The sequence below is a fragment of the Prevotella sp. tc2-28 genome, from assembly GCF_900107705.1.
Classification (GTDB): Bacteria; Bacteroidota; Bacteroidia; order Bacteroidales; family Bacteroidaceae; genus Prevotella.
Window position 1 is genome coordinate 20,790 of record NZ_FNRE01000010.1, and the last position, 19,979, is coordinate 40,768.

At 41.6% G+C, this 19,979-nt stretch carries 21 protein-coding genes; 17 read left to right on the forward strand and 4 right to left on the reverse strand.

Annotated elements, in window-relative coordinates:
• Positions 1 to 1,101: a redox-regulated ATPase YchF gene (ychF, locus tag BLU47_RS09730; protein ID WP_091961828.1), complete on the reverse strand. Its 1,101-nt coding sequence runs from the start codon at positions 1,099 to 1,101 to the stop codon at positions 1 to 3.
• 376 nt (positions 1,102 to 1,477) lie between these two features.
• Between ychF and BLU47_RS14975 the strand changes: the two genes are divergently transcribed.
• The 13 genes from BLU47_RS14975 (at position 1,478) to BLU47_RS09795 (ending at position 13,342) form a co-directional block, all read left to right on the forward strand.
• Positions 1,478 to 2,215, forward strand: coding sequence for a YaaW family protein (locus BLU47_RS14975; RefSeq protein ID WP_218131543.1), 738 nt, complete (start codon positions 1,478 to 1,480; stop codon positions 2,213 to 2,215).
• A 5-nt stretch (positions 2,216 to 2,220) separates the two neighbouring features.
• Complete coding sequence (locus BLU47_RS09740) at positions 2,221 to 3,003, forward strand: M48 family metallopeptidase (protein WP_091961832.1); 783 nt, start codon at positions 2,221 to 2,223, stop codon at positions 3,001 to 3,003.
• Positions 3,004 to 3,006: 3 nt separating this feature from the next.
• Entirely contained in the window at positions 3,007 to 3,465 is a 459-nt protein-coding gene (locus BLU47_RS09745) for a SprT-like domain-containing protein (RefSeq protein ID WP_091961835.1), read from the forward strand.
• 15 nt (positions 3,466 to 3,480) lie between these two features.
• Entirely contained in the window at positions 3,481 to 3,717 is a 237-nt protein-coding gene (locus BLU47_RS09750; RefSeq protein WP_091961838.1) for a hypothetical protein, read from the forward strand.
• Positions 3,718 to 3,735: 18 nt separating this feature from the next.
• Complete coding sequence (locus BLU47_RS09755; protein ID WP_143025529.1) at positions 3,736 to 4,341, forward strand: hypothetical protein; 606 nt, start codon at positions 3,736 to 3,738, stop codon at positions 4,339 to 4,341.
• A gap of 192 nt (positions 4,342 to 4,533) precedes the next feature.
• Entirely contained in the window at positions 4,534 to 5,478 is a 945-nt protein-coding gene (locus BLU47_RS09760) for an exonuclease/endonuclease/phosphatase family protein (RefSeq protein ID WP_091961843.1), read from the forward strand.
• 18 nt (positions 5,479 to 5,496) lie between these two features.
• On the forward strand, positions 5,497 to 7,950 hold the full coding sequence (locus tag BLU47_RS09765) for a hypothetical protein (protein WP_091961846.1): 2,454 nt from the start codon (positions 5,497 to 5,499) through the stop codon (positions 7,948 to 7,950).
• Positions 7,951 to 7,976: 26 nt separating this feature from the next.
• Positions 7,977 to 9,101 carry a hypothetical protein gene (locus tag BLU47_RS09770; protein WP_091961849.1) on the forward strand — a complete coding sequence of 375 codons (1,125 nt, stop codon included), beginning with the start codon at positions 7,977 to 7,979 and terminating at the stop codon, positions 9,099 to 9,101.
• Positions 9,102 to 9,198: 97 nt separating this feature from the next.
• Positions 9,199 to 9,975 (forward strand): tetratricopeptide repeat protein, encoded by a 777-nt coding sequence (locus tag BLU47_RS09775; RefSeq protein WP_091961852.1) that lies wholly within the window; start codon positions 9,199 to 9,201, stop codon positions 9,973 to 9,975.
• Positions 9,976 to 9,993: 18 nt separating this feature from the next.
• Complete coding sequence (locus BLU47_RS09780) at positions 9,994 to 10,437, forward strand: hypothetical protein (protein ID WP_176780537.1); 444 nt, start codon at positions 9,994 to 9,996, stop codon at positions 10,435 to 10,437.
• Positions 10,438 to 10,444: 7 nt separating this feature from the next.
• Positions 10,445 to 11,146 (forward strand): hypothetical protein, encoded by a 702-nt coding sequence (locus BLU47_RS09785; RefSeq protein WP_091961857.1) that lies wholly within the window; start codon positions 10,445 to 10,447, stop codon positions 11,144 to 11,146.
• A 60-nt stretch (positions 11,147 to 11,206) separates the two neighbouring features.
• Complete coding sequence (locus tag BLU47_RS09790) at positions 11,207 to 12,124, forward strand: helix-turn-helix transcriptional regulator (protein WP_091961860.1); 918 nt, start codon at positions 11,207 to 11,209, stop codon at positions 12,122 to 12,124.
• 192 nt (positions 12,125 to 12,316) lie between these two features.
• Entirely contained in the window at positions 12,317 to 13,342 is a 1,026-nt protein-coding gene (locus tag BLU47_RS09795) for a virulence RhuM family protein (protein WP_091961863.1), read from the forward strand.
• 74 nt (positions 13,343 to 13,416) lie between these two features.
• Here the strand turns inward: BLU47_RS09795 and rd are convergent, their stop codons facing one another.
• From rd to BLU47_RS09810, 3 genes are read right to left on the reverse strand one after another with little or no spacing between them, the layout of a single operon-like run.
• Complete coding sequence (gene rd, locus BLU47_RS09800; protein ID WP_091962121.1) at positions 13,417 to 13,578, reverse strand: rubredoxin; 162 nt, start codon at positions 13,576 to 13,578, stop codon at positions 13,417 to 13,419.
• Positions 13,579 to 13,582: 4 nt separating this feature from the next.
• Entirely contained in the window at positions 13,583 to 14,647 is a 1,065-nt protein-coding gene (locus BLU47_RS09805; RefSeq protein WP_091961866.1) for a glycosyltransferase family 9 protein, read from the reverse strand.
• 57 nt (positions 14,648 to 14,704) lie between these two features.
• On the reverse strand, positions 14,705 to 15,307 hold the full coding sequence (locus BLU47_RS09810) for a DUF4254 domain-containing protein (RefSeq protein ID WP_091961869.1): 603 nt from the start codon (positions 15,305 to 15,307) through the stop codon (positions 14,705 to 14,707).
• A 777-nt stretch (positions 15,308 to 16,084) separates the two neighbouring features.
• On the opposite strand from BLU47_RS09810, the gene BLU47_RS09815 reads away from it, so the two are divergent.
• The 4 genes from BLU47_RS09815 to rnc all read left to right on the forward strand — a co-directional run bounded on the left by BLU47_RS09815 (position 16,085) and on the right by rnc (position 19,909).
• Positions 16,085 to 17,089, forward strand: coding sequence for a 4-phosphoerythronate dehydrogenase (locus BLU47_RS09815; RefSeq protein WP_091961872.1), 1,005 nt, complete (start codon positions 16,085 to 16,087; stop codon positions 17,087 to 17,089).
• Between the two features lie 148 nt (positions 17,090 to 17,237).
• Positions 17,238 to 17,474 carry an acyl carrier protein gene (locus BLU47_RS09820; RefSeq protein ID WP_006947693.1) on the forward strand — a complete coding sequence of 79 codons (237 nt, stop codon included), beginning with the start codon at positions 17,238 to 17,240 and terminating at the stop codon, positions 17,472 to 17,474.
• Positions 17,475 to 17,613: 139 nt separating this feature from the next.
• On the forward strand, positions 17,614 to 18,876 hold the full coding sequence (gene fabF, locus BLU47_RS09825) for a beta-ketoacyl-ACP synthase II (protein ID WP_091961874.1): 1,263 nt from the start codon (positions 17,614 to 17,616) through the stop codon (positions 18,874 to 18,876).
• Positions 18,866 to 19,909 carry a ribonuclease III gene (rnc, locus tag BLU47_RS09830; RefSeq protein WP_091961877.1) on the forward strand — a complete coding sequence of 348 codons (1,044 nt, stop codon included), beginning with the start codon at positions 18,866 to 18,868 and terminating at the stop codon, positions 19,907 to 19,909. The genes fabF and rnc overlap by 11 nt, the downstream gene beginning before the upstream one ends.
• Positions 19,910 to 19,979 lie beyond the last annotated feature (70 nt).

Here is a 19,979-nt window from a genome sequence, read left to right on the forward strand (position 1 = left end):
TTAAACATTAAACCTAAAATGCATGATGTCGCCATCCTGCACCACATATTCCTTACCTTCAATACCCATCTTACCTGCCTCGCGGACAGCAGCCTCAGAGCCATACTGGATATAGTCGTCATACTTGATGACCTCAGCACGGATAAAGCCCTTCTCGAAATCGGTATGGATGACACCGGCACACTGAGGAGCCTTCCAGCCTTTTTTATAAGTCCAGGCCTTCACCTCCATCTCACCAGCGGTGATGAAAGTTTCGAGGTTCAAGAGGGCATAGGCTTTCTTGATCAAGCGGTTGACACCACTTTCCTCCAGACCGAGTTCTTCCAAAAAGAGTTGCTTGTCCTCATAGCTCTCCAGCTCTGCGATGTCCTCTTCTGTCTTGGCAGCAATAATCATCGCTTCGGCACCTTCCTCCTTGGCCAATGCCTCGACCTTTTTGGTGAAGTCGTTTCCGTTCTTGGCATCTGCCTCACCTACATTGCAGACATATAGCACAGGCTTGGCTGTCAGCAGGAACAGGTTCTTGGCACAATCTTGCTCGTCCTTGCTCTCAAATTCCACGATACGGGCATTCTTGCCTTGTTCCAGAACCTCCTTATAGGCATGCAAAACGGTAACCTCCACTTTGGCTTCCTTGTTACCTGCAGCTGCAGCTTTCTCCGTCTTAGCCAGACGACTCTCGATGGTCTCGAGGTCTTTCAGTTGCAGCTCAGTATCGATGATTTCCTTGTCGCGAATAGGGTCGATGGTACCATCCACATGGGTGATGTTCTCATCTTCAAAACAACGTAATACATGGATGATGGCATCCGTCTCGCGAATATTTCCCAAGAATTTGTTACCCAGTCCCTCACCCTTTGAGGCACCTTTCACCAGTCCGGCAATATCGACAATCTCGCAGGTGGCAGGCACGATACGTCCTGGGTGTACCAGCTCAGCCAACTTGGTGAGTCGCTCATCGGGAACGGTAATCACACCCACATTGGGTTCTATCGTACAAAAAGGGAAGTTTGCTGCCTGAGCCTTTGCACTCGACAAACAATTAAACAACGTAGACTTACCCACGTTGGGCAGTCCTACAATACCACATTTTAATGACATCTTTTTATAAACGTTTATAATTGGGTGCAAAGGTACGAAAAAAGTCTGTAACAAAAGACGGATTTTGGAAGATTAACGCTAATCGTTTCTAAGAAACGCTTGCCAAAGCAAGAATTCAGCCTAAAAAAAAGGCAAGCCGATTACCTCGTAGGCACAGCGCTCAATTCAAGGAAACAAAAACCTAATGTCTGCCGTGCTTGCTCATCAGAAAGCAGACAAGCATCTTTGTGTGGCATTCCATAGAAAAGTGCGTATTAGGCTACGCCCTTCTAAGGAACCAGTTTGCGGCATTGCAAAAAAAAATCAAGGTCGGACACATTATGTCCGTACCTCCCCATATCTTTGCACCCAGAAACTTAAAATAGAGGATAAAGATATGAAACAAGACAAAGATTTAGTGTTCTTGGCCAGTTGCCAGAACGAAGACTTGCGCACATTATGCGATATTCTCACTTATAATAATAAAGGTGAGATAAGGTTAAGTGAGCAACTAACAGATACTGATGCCTATCTCAATTGCTATCCAGACAGAATGAACCTGATGGCGGCAGAGATTGCAGACGAGTTGCGAAAGTACGGAAGCAATACTGTTAAGACATTCTGTCGTAAAGGTGAAGCAGACAGTTATGAAACCATTGTACGACGTGTATGTAAAAGAATGGGCGTTATAGTGAATGACTATGATAGCACCCCAACTATGGAGCGTGAACTGCTGACTACAATCTGCGAACAGACTACCAGCAAGCTGTCTGACGAAGAACTGAGAAAACTGGCTGACAAGGCAGGCATTCCCCACAAGAGCCTTAACCACCAGATGCTTGTAACTGCCATCCTGTTTGCAATCCGCAGAAATACTTATTTGCTGACTGAGATGATCTATTATGTCACGTCACGAATTGCCAGTATGCTATTAGGTCGCTGGATTGGCATGATGGGAATGAGTGCAGTCAGCCGTTATTTGGGAATGGCAGCAGGACCTATTGGATGGACTCTTTTGGCAGGCTGGACAATCAGCGACATTGCCTCTCCAGCTTATCGTGTGATGATTCCAGCTGTTATCATGGTAGCCTCTATGCGTTTCCGTCAGACAGCATTGTTACCCCAAAAGATATAAACCCAATGAAAGCCTCAGACATTATGCATCCAGAAGATGCAAAAGCGATACAAGTACTACGTCGCCTGAAGGGATTCGATGAACTCATACGCATTTCGATGGAATATGGCTATGAGCAGATTTTTCGAGGTCAGAACTTAGGTATGCTTCTAAAAGTCAATGCCAAGAATTACCCAGGTCTCTCTCTTGCCTTCAAGGAGGTTGTCAGGAAGGTGGGTATCCGAGAGCCAGAGCTCTACATCTACAACGATCCTGTGATGAATGCCTATACTTATGGCGAAACAAATACGTTTATAGCAATGAGCAGTTCAATAGTCGAGCGGATGAACATCGATGAATTGCGTTGTATCATTGCTCATGAGTGTGGACATATCCTTTGCCAGCATACCTTGTATAATACGCTGCTGCGAACCATTCATGATTTAGGCTATTGGCTGGAGTTATTATCTTATGCCACTTTAGGGCCAGCCCTGATGGCTATGCAATATTGGAGCCGCAAGAGTGAATTGTCTGCTGATCGTTGTGCAGCAGCCGTAGTTGGTGAGCGCACATTCCAGATGGCTATGCTGAAACTCACTTGTGGTATGACGGAGATAAAAGGAAGCCCCTATCAACTTGTAGAGCAGGCTCGCGAGTACCATCGTCTTGAAAAATCTTCATGGATAGATCGTATTCAGCAGAACTGCCGAGTTGCTTTCTATACCCATCCTCAGATGGTCAATCGTGCTTGGGAAATAGACCGCTGGAAGAATTCTTGGCAGTATAAGAAATACAGAGAAACATTATAATATATGAAACATCCTATCACAAAATTTCCAGTAGAGCCTTATGAGGCAATAACAGAAGAATTTGTCCAAAGGAAATACTATGAATATAACCAGCTATATTTTGCTGGCGAATTACCACCATGTAAATTCCGTTTTAATGCGATGTCTCTATATTATGGATGTTTGGGCCAATATTATGGATATAAGGACATTCCTGAAATCTGGATTGATATTATGACAACATATGAACCTGATTGGGTAATCCGCGAAGCTATCATACATGAAATGATTCATTGTTATATAGACAAGGTTATGAACGTAAAAGAAAAGACTCCACATGGTCCTTTATTCTCTAAAATACGCAAACACCTCAATAAGAAGTATAATTTGGGGTTATGTAATTGTCAGGGAAGATACGATTACAACGATGAAGTATTTGCATATAATATATATGCTGTAGAGTATTCCTCCGAAAAAGATTAAAAATGGGTAATTATTATGGCATTAGATATTGTAACTAAAGGTATTCCGTTCCTTCACATGGCTATTGTTGCAGCTATGGTGTTTGCTGGTGTCCCCAGGATCTTTTCTTATACAGCATTGATTTGGGGAGCATGTGCCATCATGTCAATTCCTCTCACTGAGGAAGAGTTCTACTTGGAATTTCCCTCCTTATGGCGATACAGACATCTGTTTGGCTTGGGAATTTGCTTTATGATTTCACAGAGTGTTTAACTTAAAGAATAAAGAATTATGACGAAAGAAGAAATACAGTCAAAAAGAGAAGAAATACTTGCGGAATTACTATCAACACCGTATTTGAAGGATATTCCTTATAAACTGATTGAGTCAGAAGAGGTGCCATATACCCCACTCATGCGCAATTTCCTGTACACATTTGAGTTTTGCCGTCGCCGTTATATAGAAGAATCAAACTTCGATGAACTTGTTGGCTATGATTTCGACAATGACAAATTCCTTTTCCTCCTTCGACACAATTTCGACATTCGAGTAAATCATGATGCAGACTGGACGCTCGAAAGCATGAAGGAACTGATGCTCTATATCGAGGCAGAAACGAAACCAGAGTACAGAGAGATGCTGAAAGTTGAGATGGAGAACTACGATAAACAGAGACAAGAACTCTTAGACCTGTTTGTCTTTTGTAACAAACAGAAGAAGTTGCGCTTTGACAGCAATCCGGCCTTTACGGATATTGATTTCGACATGTTGAATCAGCATCTTTACAACGATTACCATATTTATCTCTCAGTAGCAGATCGTCGTACGCTGAATACAGTAGGCAGAATAATCAATCACATCATCTACCGCCTGAAGGATGGCAATGGTAGTTTGTAATTGAAACAATAGCAGTCCGTGATATGAAAAAGTGAGTAAATACTTTGCCATTTCTGTTTTTTTACCTATCTTTGCCACTGCAATAATGAAAACTTACAATTATGAATAAAGAGAATATTAAACAAATATTGTATTTACTTGAAATAGCCTTATTGTTTAAGATTCTTTAAACATTCAACATATCTACTGACAATGGCATACAAAATCGGATCGTTCAATATGTTCAAATTTTCCTTCCAGTCTGATAGTGAGATAAGGAAGGACTTTACTGTATTATCAAGAATAATCAGAGATAATAAATTCGATATTATCGCCCTTCAAGAAGTTTTTTCTCCCAATGCCTTGGGTAGACTACTTGATTATCTGGGGCGATTTGAATGGGACGGAGTTTGGGACAGCCCAACGTCCTTCAGTTCTATTGCAGCAGAAGGATATGGCTTTATTTGGAACAAAAAATGTATGCGACTTGCTGTTACAACACTACCTGATGGAACTGAAAAGACCTTCCGCCCACATATTTATAATCAATATCGAGTTGATAGACGATTGGGGCAGACCCAGTTGATTCGTAATCCCTATTATGCCAGATTTGAACCACTAGATGGCTCTTTCTGTGAAATAAGACTTATTAACACGCATATCATGTTTTCAAAAGGGAACTCTACAAGTCAGTTGTTAGACATAGGAGCAGTGATTATGAGAAAACGAGAATTTGATATTTTAACTCAAGCACTATACAATACTATTTCTGATAAACGTTATGGTAACAACAGGCCCGCATATACAATAATACTTGGTGACTATAATCTAAATCTTAGGACATCTGGGGCAGCAGGGGCATTCCTTAACGAAATTGTAACGGTCCAAGATAAAGGTAAAATTAAAAGATTGATTACAGTCCAAGATAAATTAACAACTCTAAAGGCGAATAAAGCTGGAAGCCAAGAAGATTATGGTTTTTCATATTGGGCAAATAATTATGACCATTTTACATATGATATGGATAGGTTCAGTTCCGTTTCTGCAGTATCGAGTAGAATTAATACTGTAAAAGATTACTGCAATGGCGATTATGAATTACATAGAAAAACGGTATCTGACCATGTGCCTATTGAATTAAAACTTAATCTCAAATAAACTCAATTTTGAATAATTATGAAAAGAGTACAAAAGGGGGTAATCCCACAAGGTGATGAAAAGACTACCACCAATCAGAATGTCGAACAGATAGAACATGATAAGCGAAAAGCAGCATATGCCCTGAATTTGTGTACTGTTTCAGTATCTCAAATCATAGATTATGAAGATCTTAACATCCTGGAACAAGAGTATGAGATGATTCTCAATAATCTTAATCTTGAAAACTTTCCAAAGGATAAGCCTCTTTTACATATTCTAAAGCAAATATTGGATACAGTATCATTTTTCAGAATATACGAAGGGGATAAGCGGATGTTGGACAAAAAGTATCAACAAAAAATGAAAAATGCAATATGGAGTGCTATTCCGCCGTTTACCTTTGTGGCTGGTGGAAACCCTTATGCTCTTGCAATATCTGCTATTGCTGCTGTTGGGATGGGATATATGAATTATCGCAAGGAAAAAGCAAAAATATCATCTGAGAAAGAGGAGGACGAATGGAAACTGCAACGATCAGCTATTGAACAATTCCACGGATTGAGAAGGGAATTGTTTGATACAGCATGGAGACTGTCAGAAAAATATGGGTTCAATGATGAATATAGATTGACCGAAAAACAGATTTCTGCATATAACAGCATCCTAATGGATGAAAAACCGCTTAGGAAATACGAAAGGCTGAATGCAATAAAGGATTTCTTTGTAGCATATCCTCCATTTTGGTATTATTTCGGAAATGCTGCACTCAATGTGGCAAAAAAGTATGGAAAATCTATTTATTATAACTCCATAGATAATTCGGAAAATCAGCCAAACTATTTTGACCTTGCAGAACAACATTTCAAAAAGTATCTTGAATATGATCATTCATTATTGAGAACAAATTATATACGTTCTTCATGTTGTCTTGAATATGCAGCACTATTGTTAGAGAGAAATGATGACACATCACATGACAAAGTAAAACAATTAATTCTAGATGCAGAGAAATATGCACCTGACGCTCTTGATGCATTACAAATATGCGCAATGTATAGTCTTAGGAATAATGATATAGATGTAGCGCAGAGGCTTTTGAGAAAATTAGTCGTGGAAGGATTTAATACTACAACTAATGCGCAATTACTGAGCTACATATATCTTAATACGGCTTACTATAATAAAAAGCTTTATAACAAAAAGACAGCAGAATATATAAAATTGGTACAATTTACTGATGGTAGTGCGCTTATCCCCTGGGCAGAAGATGTTAGCATGTTGAATAAAAAGGGTGTTAACATCAAATTAAAGGAATTCCTAGACAAGCAAAAGGTACGCATACAAAACATGCTTAATGCGGTAGTTGACAAGATAATTGAGAGCTGTGCGATTGATTACAATAAATTATTGTTCCTGCCTCTTGATGATTCTAACATTGGAGACAACTCATTTTACACAGACTCAGAAACAAGTATAAATCAAAGAATAAAGAGGATTTCTGCTATTGGCAAAAATCAGATAGAAGTTTTTTCAAGTCACTTAAAACACAATAATATCGCTTTTGTCCTCAACAATCAGCTTAATGAACTATTCTGGTTATTATCGTCGTTTGTTTCTAAAGTTTTTAAAACAGACATTGACGAGATATGTAAACCATACTTGTTTTACTATTATTTTGAGTCAAGTGAGAACCAGAAGACAATTAGTGGGCTTATGGAAAAAGTTAAAAATGATACCTTCGATGAAAAAGACGGTATATCCTTGACAAAAAATTCATTTACTTCTATCATGAATGAATATACCAATGAATTCAAGAAGAATAATATCGACGAGATTTTTAAACGTGAATCTTTTAACGAATTAATATCGATAGAAAGTGAACTCATTGATTTCTGCAACACCCACAACTATCCCACTCCAGAAAAACTATGTGAGAATGATGTCGACAAAACATTTAAAGAGAATAGGAGACAGTTCGTAAATGTACTTAATTATTTTAGTGGAGCAAATGATTTCAAAAAAAATGAAGAAACAGAATCAAAACTTAGAAATGAAATAGAATGTTTTATTAAGAGCAATAAACTATTTAAAGATAATGCCATCGACCCTCAAAAATTTGAATTTACGACAGATGAAGTAAGCATTCGAAACAAAAGAAAGAAATTTCCAGACAACGACTTAGAGTCCGTCAACCAATTAGGCAATATACTTGCCTACTATCATGATAATAGGGATTTGTTGAACCCCTATATAGATTTATATTTCTTTAGAGAAGGTTTCCTAAGCGTGGAAGATGGATCTTTGGCAAAAAGAACTCTTGGATTCTTCAATTATAGATTTATAGAATACGATCCAGATAAACAACTTATTTATACGAAAAGGAATGGTGTAAAAAAGGACATATATAATTCTAATAAAATAAATATTAGAGAACTGTTCGATCTGATAGTAAAATTGAGAAATATCTCGACAACTGAAACAAAGAAATGAATACAATTATATGAAACAATAGCTTTATGGATAATTACTCTGAAAAAGATGATAAAACGATTTCTGGAGGAATGAAGGCATATAATTCCTCTGAGACAACGAGTAATCAGCAGATTTCAAAATATAATACGGGAGCAAATGGAAATACTGGTCATGGATTTGCCGCAGAAGATGTAAATGCCTCTTATGATCAATTAAAGGGTAAGAAAGTTGAAAAAGTTGGAACTGATAATAAAAAAAATGGGGCAGACCGAATAGTTAATGGAAAGCAAATTCAGTCCAAGTATTGCAAAACCGCCAAAAGAACAGTAGAAGCAGCCTTTGATGCAGATGGAATCTTCAGGTATAAGGTTAAAAATGGGAAACCAATGAAATTGGAAGTACCTAGAGACCAATATGATCAAGCTGTAGAATTAATGCGTCAAAAGATTCTCGATAATAAAGTTAAAGGCGTTAAGAATCCTGATTATGCAACTAAGTTGGTTAAAAAAGGACTGTTAACTTACAAGCAATCACAAAAAGTCGCAAAATCTGGGAATATTTTAAGTATAACTTACGATGCAGCTACAGAAAGTGTCAATTGTGCTAGTGCTGCTGGCATAACAGCTGCAGTTACTTTCTTTATTGCAAAGAAAGAAGGCATTAGTAATGTTGATGCTATAAAATTGGCAGCAAAGAAGGGAGGATGGTCTGCAGTTGAACAAGTTGTCATTGGAACCACAACAAAACAGATTCTTAGGGTAACCACAAGAAACGCTTCAAAGCAAGTTGTAAGAGCAGGAACCAAAAAGATAGTAGAACATGGGACAAAAAAAACTGTTTCGTCTATGGCAAAGGTAGCTGCTAAGGGTAATGTTGTTACTGCTGTCGTTACTACTGTAGTCGTGACAGTACCAGATATTTATAGAGCTACAAGAGGGAAAACGACCTGGAAAGAATGTGGCGAGAAAGCTGCATGTAATGCAGGAAGTGTAACAGCAGGAATGGTTGGAGCGACCAAAGGCGCAGCATTGGGTTTGATGTGCGGGCCTGCTGCTCCTGTTGCAGCGCCAGTTTTTGCTTTGGTAGGAGGGATTGGAGGAGGCATCTTGGGTGATGTTGGCACCAAAAAATTTATTGGTTTATTAAAAAAAATGAGAAAGCAAAAATAATATCATAGGAAAAGTTTAATGGGGCGGACACAAAATGTCTGCCTCTCTCTTTATCTTTGCAGCCATAAAATGAAATGTAACAAATAAGAACATTATTATGGCCAAGAAAGAAACTATCGATTTGGAAGTCATAAAAGGAATGCATCCTGATTGCTTTAACACTCCTGAGGATATTGCTAACTTAGGGTGTGATTACTGCAATGGAGAAGGAGTCAATGAGAATTGTGAAATAGGTCGTACTCTTCTTGAAAAAGCAGCAGAAATGGGATATGTGTATGCAATGACAGCTTTGGGTTATTTGTATCACGATGATGATTATGAAGGGCATGATGATGAAATTGCTTTTGAGTGGTTTGTGAAAGCTGCCACTAATGGTGAATTGGAAGCTGGTTTTATGGTTGGCGTGTTTTACGATAATGGATATTATGTGGAGAAAGATGAGACTATGGCTTTTTATCAGTTCAAGTTGGTAGCCTATAATGGAGTAACTGAAGCACAACATAATGTTGCTGTTTGTTATGAATATGGCATAGGTGTACCACAGAACTATAGAATTGCAGCACAATGGTATCGATTGGCATATAAACAGGGAAGCAAGGAAGCAATGTGCAACTTAGGAATGCTATATGCAAGGGGACGTGGTGTGGAAAAAGATGAAAACAAAGGATTTCAATTAATTATGGAATCGGCTAATAGAGGTTATCCGTGGGCAATGACGATTCTTGGGCACATCTATAAGAACGGTTTAGGTTTAGTTTGTCAAAGAGATCTTGCAAAAGCAATTGAATGGTTTCAGAGAGCAAAAGAGAATGGGGAAGATGTTGAAGATGAAATCTCAAATCTTAAGAGCGATTGTCAAAAGAATACAATATAAAAGCAAATGTAGATGACAATGAGTAAATTTCCACACTCAAATTATAAGCCGATTAGCCAGTTCTTCTGGCTTCAATTCATTCAGCCTGGGTATGTTCAGGAATTGCCAAGTTCAGCAAATTGGATGAAGCTTTGGAGATACATCACGCTAGAACTCAAACAGTCTAGCGTCTGGTTCATACCTAATTTCAGTAGCGATGCATTTGTAAAAGTACTAAAAAAAAGATGGTCAAGGGGTGATCTTGAGAGGATAAGAAAAGGTGACTACCGTTTTTATGCTCTTAATGAGGTTAATATTCTATCGATAACGGCAACTGTCCGATCGGATTGGGAAAAGGTTAAGAAGGATTGGCTGATTATTAAATGTGACTATGATTTTGCTGAGAAGAATCGAGAGCAGTTACAAAAAATCGCTAAGAATCTAAATACAAGAGTGGTTATGATTTCTTTATACAATAATTGATTTAGTTATGACAAAAGTAAAAAAAGTAATCAAGAATGATACTCTACCAATACCTACGAATGGAAGGTCTGGTGTGTATCTTCTGAAAAAGAATGGTGAATGTGCCAAGTATGAATACAAAGAAGTACGGGGCAAAATGAATCCTGATGGGCAATATAGTGTATTGCTAGATGGGAAAGAGTACCTATTACATGATGGTTTAAGGTTCCCAAAGACTGAATGGAAACAAATAATCTATCATGATATTCTTGATAATGAGGATTATTCTATGTGTGAAAAGGTATGTAACAAGCAACTAAACAGTAAAGATCTTACTAAGTTTATAAAACATTATTGGGTTTTTCTTAAGGAAAAGGATGACAAGACGTTAGAAATAAAAGTAGATAGTAGATTCATACTGGATAAACTCGAATCCAATATGCAAGACCTTTATGCGGGTGAGTTTTGGAGAAGATGGTATAATATGTATATATTAAAAGGCGAAAACAGACAAAAGATTAAACTTGTTGTTTATGATACCGAATTTGAAATAACAGTTAACAAGCAAGACGTTGAGAAATATTACTTTGCCGCAAGAATAGTTACGGACAGATTTAATGCATATACTGTTGAGTATAAAGATAGAAAACCAGAACACGAAATAGCATTAATGACTATGCTTGATTTGGTTTTACTATCAATAATAAAAGAAAACAACGAATCAAAATAAAAGGAACGAACATTTTGTAATTTGGAGGATTCTTTCTATATTTGCACAAAATTTACCAATATGTCGAAACTGAAGAAATGCCTCTATCTGATCAATCTCATGGAGCGAAAGGGGGCGATGACCCTGAAAGAGATAAATGACTGCTATGAGTATTCATCACTTTATGAAGGTGACGAGTTCCTGCCTCGTACATTCCTGAGATATAGAGAATACATCGAAGAGACTTTCCCTTGTTATATCGATTTTAATCAACGAACGGGTAAGTATGAGTTGCATCGTCATCAGGCTCTTTATGGTGAGGATGATTCGCTTTATGACTATTTGCTGTCAGCCTATCATATCGAGGGAATGACAGAACTGGCATTGAAACATCGTGATAAGATTATGCTGACAAAAGCACCAACTGGAGTTGAGAATGTCCAGATAATCCTTGAAGCGATTGACAAGAAAAGGGGGATAGAATGTGACTACTATTCATTTAATAAGAAGACTGTTAAACATCAGTTGTTGATTCCTTACTTTCTGAGGACTTGGGAAAATCGTTGGTATCTTGTAGCAGAACCAGACAATCATCATCGTGGTCAATCTGTGTTTGCCTTAGAGAGAATGGACAACATTCGTTTAACAGAAGAGAAGATGATCCCTTCCAAGAAGATTACTGCAGAAGAGTATTTTGACGGCAGTTTTGGTGTGAATCATTCAGATAATCAGAAACCAGAGAGAATCCTTATTAAGGTATATGGTACACAAGCTGAATATGTAAAAGCTCTACCTATTCATGAGTCTCAAAAGGAGATAAAGGCGACAGACGAATGGAGTATCTTTGAATATCGGCTAGTTCCTTGTTTTAATTTCTATCAGCAGTTGCTTTGGCACAGGGAAAAACTGGAGGTGTTGGAGCCTCTTCATGTCAGAGATGAAATGAAGAATACGATAGAGAAGATGTTAGAATATTACAGTACACAACGAAAGCCTTAACGAAAGTGTCTCGCAGGAGTTCGGTAAAGGCATCTGTGGGGGTGAAAGAAATCTTCCCTGAAAGCAAATTGGCTCCAAGTTACAAGTATAGGACTAATTGGATTACATTCTACAAGTGACGAACTGCGATAAAATGCAGAGAGAATAACGATATACGGAATAAAAAGATTAACTTCGCAAGCAAAACGAGAAATGGCAAAACGAAGAGAAATAAGAAATAGCACGGCTGAGTTCCTGATCTTTCAGATAGAAGGAAAGGAACAAGGCGTAGAGGTGTACTATAAAGACAAGACTGTGTGGTGTACCCAGAAGGCAATGGGGATGTTATTCGACTGTACCTCTGACAATATAAGTGTGCATTTGCAGAACATCTATGATACAGACGAACTAAAAAAGGAGGCAACTACCGAGAAAATTTCGGTAGTTCGACGCGAAGGAAACAGGGATGTCAATCGTACACTCCAGTTCTATAACCTTGATGCCGTAATCAGCGTGGGCTATCGCGTCAATTCTATCCGGGCAACGCAATTCCGTCAGTGGGCAACAAGTGTGCTTCGTGAATATGCTATTCGTGGTTATGTGCTGGACAGGAAACGAATGGAGAACGGAACGTTCTTGGATGAGGACTACTTCGAGCACCTGTTAGCGGAGATTCGTGAGATCCGTCTGTCTGAGCGACGTTTCTATCAGAAACTGACGGACATCTATGCAACAGCAATTGATTACAATCGTGATGCGCCAACGACAAGACTCTTCTTCAAGATGATGCAAAATAAGATGCACTATGCTGTTCATGGACGTACAGCGGCGGAACTAATAGTAGAAAGAGCTGATGCAGAACAAGAGCACATGGGGTTAACGACCTGGGAAAATGCACCTGACGGCAAAATCGTCAAGACGGATGTGTCGATAGCCAAGAACTACCTAAAAGAGATGGAACTGGCAGACATGGGACAGTTGGTGAATGGTGTTCTTGAACTGGCAGAGCGTATGGCAAAACGCCATATTCCTATGACAATGGAAGACTGGGCCAAACAGATTGATACTATCTTGTCGGCTGGTGGTAATGAAGTGCTGCAAACAGCAGGTTCTGTAACAGCTGAAGAAGCTAAGGAACATGCCGAGACTGAATTTGAGAAGTATCGCATCGTACAGGATCGCTTGTTTCAAAGCGACTTTGACAAGTATTTGGGTGAATTACCTTTTGAAGGCGAGTAAATCATTGGGGCAATGAACGACGAGCAGGTTTAAAAGAAAAAGTGAGCCAACCAAAGGGTGGGCTCACTTTTCATTTATTCTTCTGGTGAGAATTCGTCTTTTCCTACACCGCAGATGGGGCATACCCAGTCTTCGGGGATGTCTTCAAAGGCTGTTCCGGGAGCGATGCCGCTGTCGGGGTCGCCTACTTCTGGGTCATACACGTAACCACAGGTGTCGCAAATGTACTTTTTCATAAGCTTAAGCATTGTTTTTTGTTAGTAATATGTTGTTTGTTCTCTCAATGATGGTCTCTGGGGCAATGCGGTTCATGCAGGCATAGTCGCCGCGACGACAGGGCTTTTGTCCGAAGATGCTGCACGGACGACATTCAAGGTCTATCTGTATAGCGTTTTCGGCGGTTTGTCCCCATCCTAAGAAGCCGGCATATGGATGGGTCGCTCCCCAAATGCTGACAACGGGTGTTCCTGTCAGCGAGGCCAGGTGCATATTCGAGGAGTCCATGGAAATCATCACGTCCAGATGACTCATCAGGATGAGCTCTTGATGCAGTGAGTCTACGTTTTTAGACACATAGGTGCATTGGCTATGCTGCTGGCACCACTCTGTGAAGTATTGCTCTTCCTGCTGACCGCGTCCGAAGAAGAATATGCGGGCTTTGGGGTGTTGTTGCATGAGTTGTTCTATCACCTGATGCATCAGTCGGGGAGGGTAGACCTTGCCTTCATGGGCAGCAAACGGGGCGATGCCAATCCATTCTTCGAAGTCGTTCTTCACGTTCATGCCCTTGGGCAGCAGGTTCAGGTTTCCTCCCTCACCATAGGGGAAGATGCTCTTGAACTGGATGTTTACGGGATAGCCCAGTTTCTTGAAAACTTCAACGTAGTTTTCGAAGGATGTGGGTTGCTGTTCCAGTCGTTTTGAGCGTGTCGATGTGATGCGACGACGCCCGTTTCGGTGCTTGTTGATATGTGCCACCCGGTAGCGGCCGATATTGAATCGAAAGCGCAGATACTCTGAGCGTAGCACGTTGTGCAGGTCGGCAACAGCAGTAAACTGCTTGGCAGCCAGTCGACGGTAGAGGGCATTCAGTCCTGTGATACCACGATATTCGCGTTTCAGGTCAGCTACCATGAAGTTGACGTTGGGAGCCAGATCCTCAAACAACGGGCGTGCGAAGGCGCGACTGAGCACCGTGATGCGGACGTGCGGATACTGACGGGCCAGTGAATAGACCACTGGTACCATCATGGCTACGTCGCCCATTGACGAGAATCGGATGACGAGTATATGCTCTTTCTTCATGACTCCTTATGTCTCTTACCTCTCATTTCTTACCTCTTACCTCTAACCTCTTACCTCTCACTTCTTGTAAAGTATCGGATTCGTGCTGGGGTCGTTATACATCTTCATCTGGCGATATACCTTCATGTATTTGCGGCCTGCCTCAATGTCCTCCAGCAGCTGGTCAATGGCTGTTGACAGGTCCACTTGCTGTTCCAGCAGCACGTCAAGCTTCGCCTTGCATTTGTCAATGTGCTCCTGGTCAGTATCCGTGCGCTCCGTCTGCTCTTTCATGTGCCATATCTTCAAGGCCAGGATGCTCAGACGGTCGATGGCCCATGCGGGACTCTCCGTGTTCAGGCGTGCCTCTGGTTGTATGGTGACGTCAGAATAAAGATGACGGAAATAACTGTCAATCTCTTCCACCAAGTCGGTGCGGTCTTGGTTCGAACGGTCGATGCGGCGCTTCAACCCTAATGCCTCGTTAGGGTCTATATGGGGATCTCGGATGATGTCCTCCAAGTGCCATTGTACGGTGTCAATCCAACATTTCAAATAGAGGCTGTACTCAATGGAGTCGCGCTCATAAGGATTGTTGATTGGTGTGTCTACATGGTCCTTCAAATGATAGTCACGAATGGCCTGATTGAAGACCTTATTTGCTTCTTTTGTGAATGACATATAACTTTTGTGTTTACATTTATGCGGCAAAGATACGCAGAATCTCCGATATATCAAAATATTTTCATATTTTTTGTTTTTAATGCACTTTCATTACACAACTTGCAAGAATTTTTTTTTGAAAAATGCAAAACAGCCTACATGCCTACACAGAATCGGACTCAAATGCCGATAGACAAAGGAAAGTAGCGGTTGTCAAGCCTACACAAAGCCTACACAAAGCCTACACAATTCCTACATAAAGCCTACACAAATCCTACATAGGCTTCCCGCAAAATATAAATCCTAAACCAGGAAAATCTCCCTTTAGTCTTTTCTTCTAAATTCTCTAGAGAATTTGAGCATTCCCTCGCCTACCAGCAAAAGCTACGTCGTATAGTAAGCTGAAAATTCTCTAGAGAATTTCACTACTACTCTTCATGCTAATCCTTCCGATTCCTTGTTTCCATTTCTGCTCCCTCGTATAGTAGCCCTTCCTATTTCGAGTGTTTTTTGCCGAAAAACCTCAAAATCATGTAGGCTTTGTGTAGGCTTTGTGTAGGCTTGTTTTTTCACAATCAACTAATAATCAACCGATTAAGTAAAATCTGTGTAGGCATGTAGGCTATTTCTTGTTTTTAAAAAATATTTTTTGCAAAAACAACCTCTATTTACCACATATTTTCCAGGGGAATTTGCTTAATCCGTCAGTTGTTGGTGACTAAAAAGGAAAATAATTGTTTGACGATTGAGAAAAAAGTAGTATCTTTGCAGAATGGGAAAAAATATGCTTGTAAGATGAAGATAGTAGTAGACGATAAGATACCCTATATCCGTGAGAAGTTGGAGATGCTGGCTGACGAGGTGGTCAGTATGCGTGGTGCTGACATCAAGGCTGACGACGTGAAGGATGCTGATGCGTTGATTGTCAGGACCCGTACCCGATGTGACGAGCAGTTGTTGGCAGGTAGTAAGGTGCAGTTTGTGGCTACTGCTACCATCGGCTTCGACCATATTGACGTCGACTACATGCAGCGTGCAGGTATTGTGTGGACGAACTGTCCTGGATGTAATGCCGCATCGGTGGCTCAGTATGTGGAGTGCTCGCTGTTACTGTTGCAGCAACAGAAAGGCATCTCGCTGAAAGACAGTACGATAGGTATTGTCGGTTGTGGGCATGTAGGTTCAAAGGTCAAAGACGTTGCAGAACGGTTAGGGATGCGCACTTTGGTGTGTGATCCCCCTTTGGGAAAAGCAGGTTTTGTCACGATGGAAACGATAGAACAGGCTTGTGATGTCATCACTTTTCATGTTCCGTTGACGCGTGAGGGACGCTATGCTACCTGGCATCTGGCCGACGAGGATTTTTTCCACCGATTGCCTCGTGTACCTTATCTAATTAATACCAGTCGCGGAGGCGTTGTCGACAATGATGCATTGCTGTCAGCCTTGGAGGAGGGTAGGGTAGCCGATGCCGTCATTGACGTATGGGAGCACGAGCCCCTGTTGAACCAGACGTTGTTGCAACGCGTGTTTATCGGCACTCCCCACATTGCTGGCTATTCAGCAGATGGCAAGGTAAATGCCGACAATATGGTCATTGATGCCTTGTGTCGTCATTTCCATCTGCCTAATCCCGGAAAGATAGTGCCACCATCCCTGCCCGTTGTGATGGATAAAACCGCTGGTTCTTTGGATTTTTACAACCCCCTTGAGGACAGTTTTCGACTGAAAACCTCGCCCTCAGATTTTGAAAAGTTACGTAATGACTACCCGATAAGGCGAGAAAAATTGCACAATTAATATGTGTTTGTGCAAGAAAGAGTGTTTTTTTACCATTAAAATTTGCGTAAGTCAATAAAAATGTGTTACTTTGCACCCGCTAAGCGACACATTTTGTGAAGTTTTCAGAATAAAGAAATCATTTATTAACATTTTAAAGAAGAAAATTATGTCAGAAATTGAAAGCAAAGTAAAGGCTATTATCGTAGACAAACTCGGTGTTGATGAGGCAGAGGTTAAGCCCGAAGCAAGTTTCACTAACGATCTCGGTGCAGACTCTCTGGATACCGTAGAGCTCATCATGGAGTTCGAGAAGGAGTTCGGTATTTCTATCCCCGACGACAAGGCTGAGAAGATTGGTACTGTTGGTGATGCTATCGCTTACATCGAGGAGAACGCAAAATAATTTGAGCCCCCTAAGTTAGGGGGTTGGGGGTTTGAAAAGGCATAATAAGTTCCTCTCAGACCCTCAACTCAATAATTAGGGGGATTTTTTTGTTCAGACCCCCAGCCCCCTAACTTAGGGGGCATAAACATAAAAAAATATGGAATTAAAAAGAGTAGTAGTAACAGGTATGGGTGCCGTTACTCCACTTGGCAACAATCCCAAGGACACTTGGGAGGCTATGGTGGCAGGTAAGAGCGGTGCTGCACCTATTACCCTTTTCGATGCCTCTAAGTTCAAGACGCAGTTTGCCTGCGAGGTAAAGAACTTGGATGTCAATGCTTATATTGATCGTAAGGAGGCACGTAAAATGGACCGCTATACCCAGTTGGCTATTATTGCTGCCAAGCAGGCCGTAGAAGATTCAGGAATGGATCTGGAGTCAGAGGACAAGAACCGCATAGGTGTTGTCTATGGTGTAGGTATTGGTGGTATCAAGACGTTTGAGGAAGAGGTTACCTACTATGGTGCTCATCGTGAGGATGGTCCAAAGTTCAACCCATTCTTCATTCCGAAGATGATTGCAGACATTGCAGCCGGACAGATTTCCATCATGTACGGTTTCCACGGTCCCAACTTTATCACGGCTTCTGCCTGTGCTTCTTCTTCGAATGCACTGGCTGATGCCTTCAACCTGATTCGTCTGGGTAAGGCCAATGCCATCGTTGCCGGTGGTGCTGAGGCAGCCGTTTGCGAGACGGGTGTTGGTGGTTTCAATGCCATGAAGGCCCTGTCAACCCGCAACGACGAGCCCGAGAAGGCCAGCCGTCCGTTCAGTGCCTCTCGTGATGGTTTCATCATGGGCGAAGGTGCCGGCTGTCTGATTCTCGAGGAACTGGAGCACGCCAAGGCTCGTGGTGCCAAGATCTATGCAGAGATGGTAGGAGCCGGCATGAGTGCCGATGCATACCACATCACCGCTTCTCACCCAGAAGGTCTTGGTGCTAAGCTCGTGATGCAGAATGCTTTGGAAGATGCCGGCATGAAGCCAGAGGATATTGACTACATCAACGTTCACGGAACCTCTACTCACGTGGGTGACATCTCTGAGGCTAAGGCTATCAAGGACGTGTTTGGCGATGCAGCCTTCAAGTTGAACATCTCGTCAACCAAGTCAATGACTGGTCACCTGCTGGGTGCTGCCGGTGCCGTTGAGGCTATGGCAACCATCCTGGCTGTCCAGAACGATATTGTACCTCCCACCATCAACCATGAGGATGGCGATGAGGACGAGGAGATTGACTACAACCTCAACTTCACCTTCAACAAGGCCCAGAAGCGCGAGGTTCGTGCCGGACTCAGCAATACCTTCGGATTTGGTGGTCACAATGCCTGCGTAGTATTTAAAAAGTATGTGGGTTAACGACATCATTGATAGAATAAAGCTCCCTTTCCGCAAGGAGAAGGAGCTTTTTTCTGCCCTTTACGACATTCTGGGTTTCTATCCCCGCAATATCAACCTCTACAAGCAAGCACTGCTCCATAAGAGTGCTTCCAAGCGCAACGAGAAAGGGCGTCCTGTCAATAACGAACGACTGGAATTCCTGGGTGATGCCATCTTGGATGCTGTAGTGGGTGATATCGTGTTCCGTCATTTTGAGGGCAAACGCGAAGGTTTCCTGACTAACACCCGTTCGAAGCTCGTCAGTCGCGACACGCTGGGCAAGTTGGCCAAGGAAATGGGTATTTCCGACCTGATTAAGTTTGCTGGTCACAACACGTCGCACAACAGCTATATGAACGGCAATGCTTTCGAGGCTTTGGTAGGTGCCATCTACCTGGACCGAGGCTATGATGCCTGCATGCGATTCATGGAGAAGCGCATCCTGGCTCATCTGATCAATATCGACAAGGTAGCTTACAAGGAGGTCAACTTCAAGTCGAAGCTGTTGGAATGGAGCCAGAAGAACCGTGTGAAGATGGAGTTCCGCGACATCAAGCAGGAACGCGACGAGAACAAGAGTCCCGTCTTTACCACCCAGGTGTTCATCGAAGGCTTGGAGGGATGTGTAGGAACAGGCTATTCCAAGAAAGAGAGTCAGCAAAAAGCCTCTAAGGATACCCTTCAGCGTCTGCGCCGTGAACCTCAGTTCATTGATGCCGTCTTTGCTGCAAAGGGTGACCGCACGAAGATGGAAGAGGAACCTGTGATGAGTGTCCCTGATCCGGAAAAAGAACAGGAAGACTTTATCATCGAGACAAAGAGAGAGGAAGAAACGAAGAGCAAGAAACAGGCGGTCAGTAACGAAACCGTCATCCAGTCTGATGCCGCCCAGTATCAGGCCTTGCACGACGAGTTCACCCTTGACGACATCAGTGCTAAGCCACGCGAAAAGACCCGTGAGGAAATCATTGCTGAAGCTGAGGCTGCTGCCTTTTCGGAAATGGAAAAATGAGTCATTCCGCCCGACTTCAAGTGTAAAAGTCAGGCGGAATGACTATTAAAAATGGTAAAATTAAGGGCAT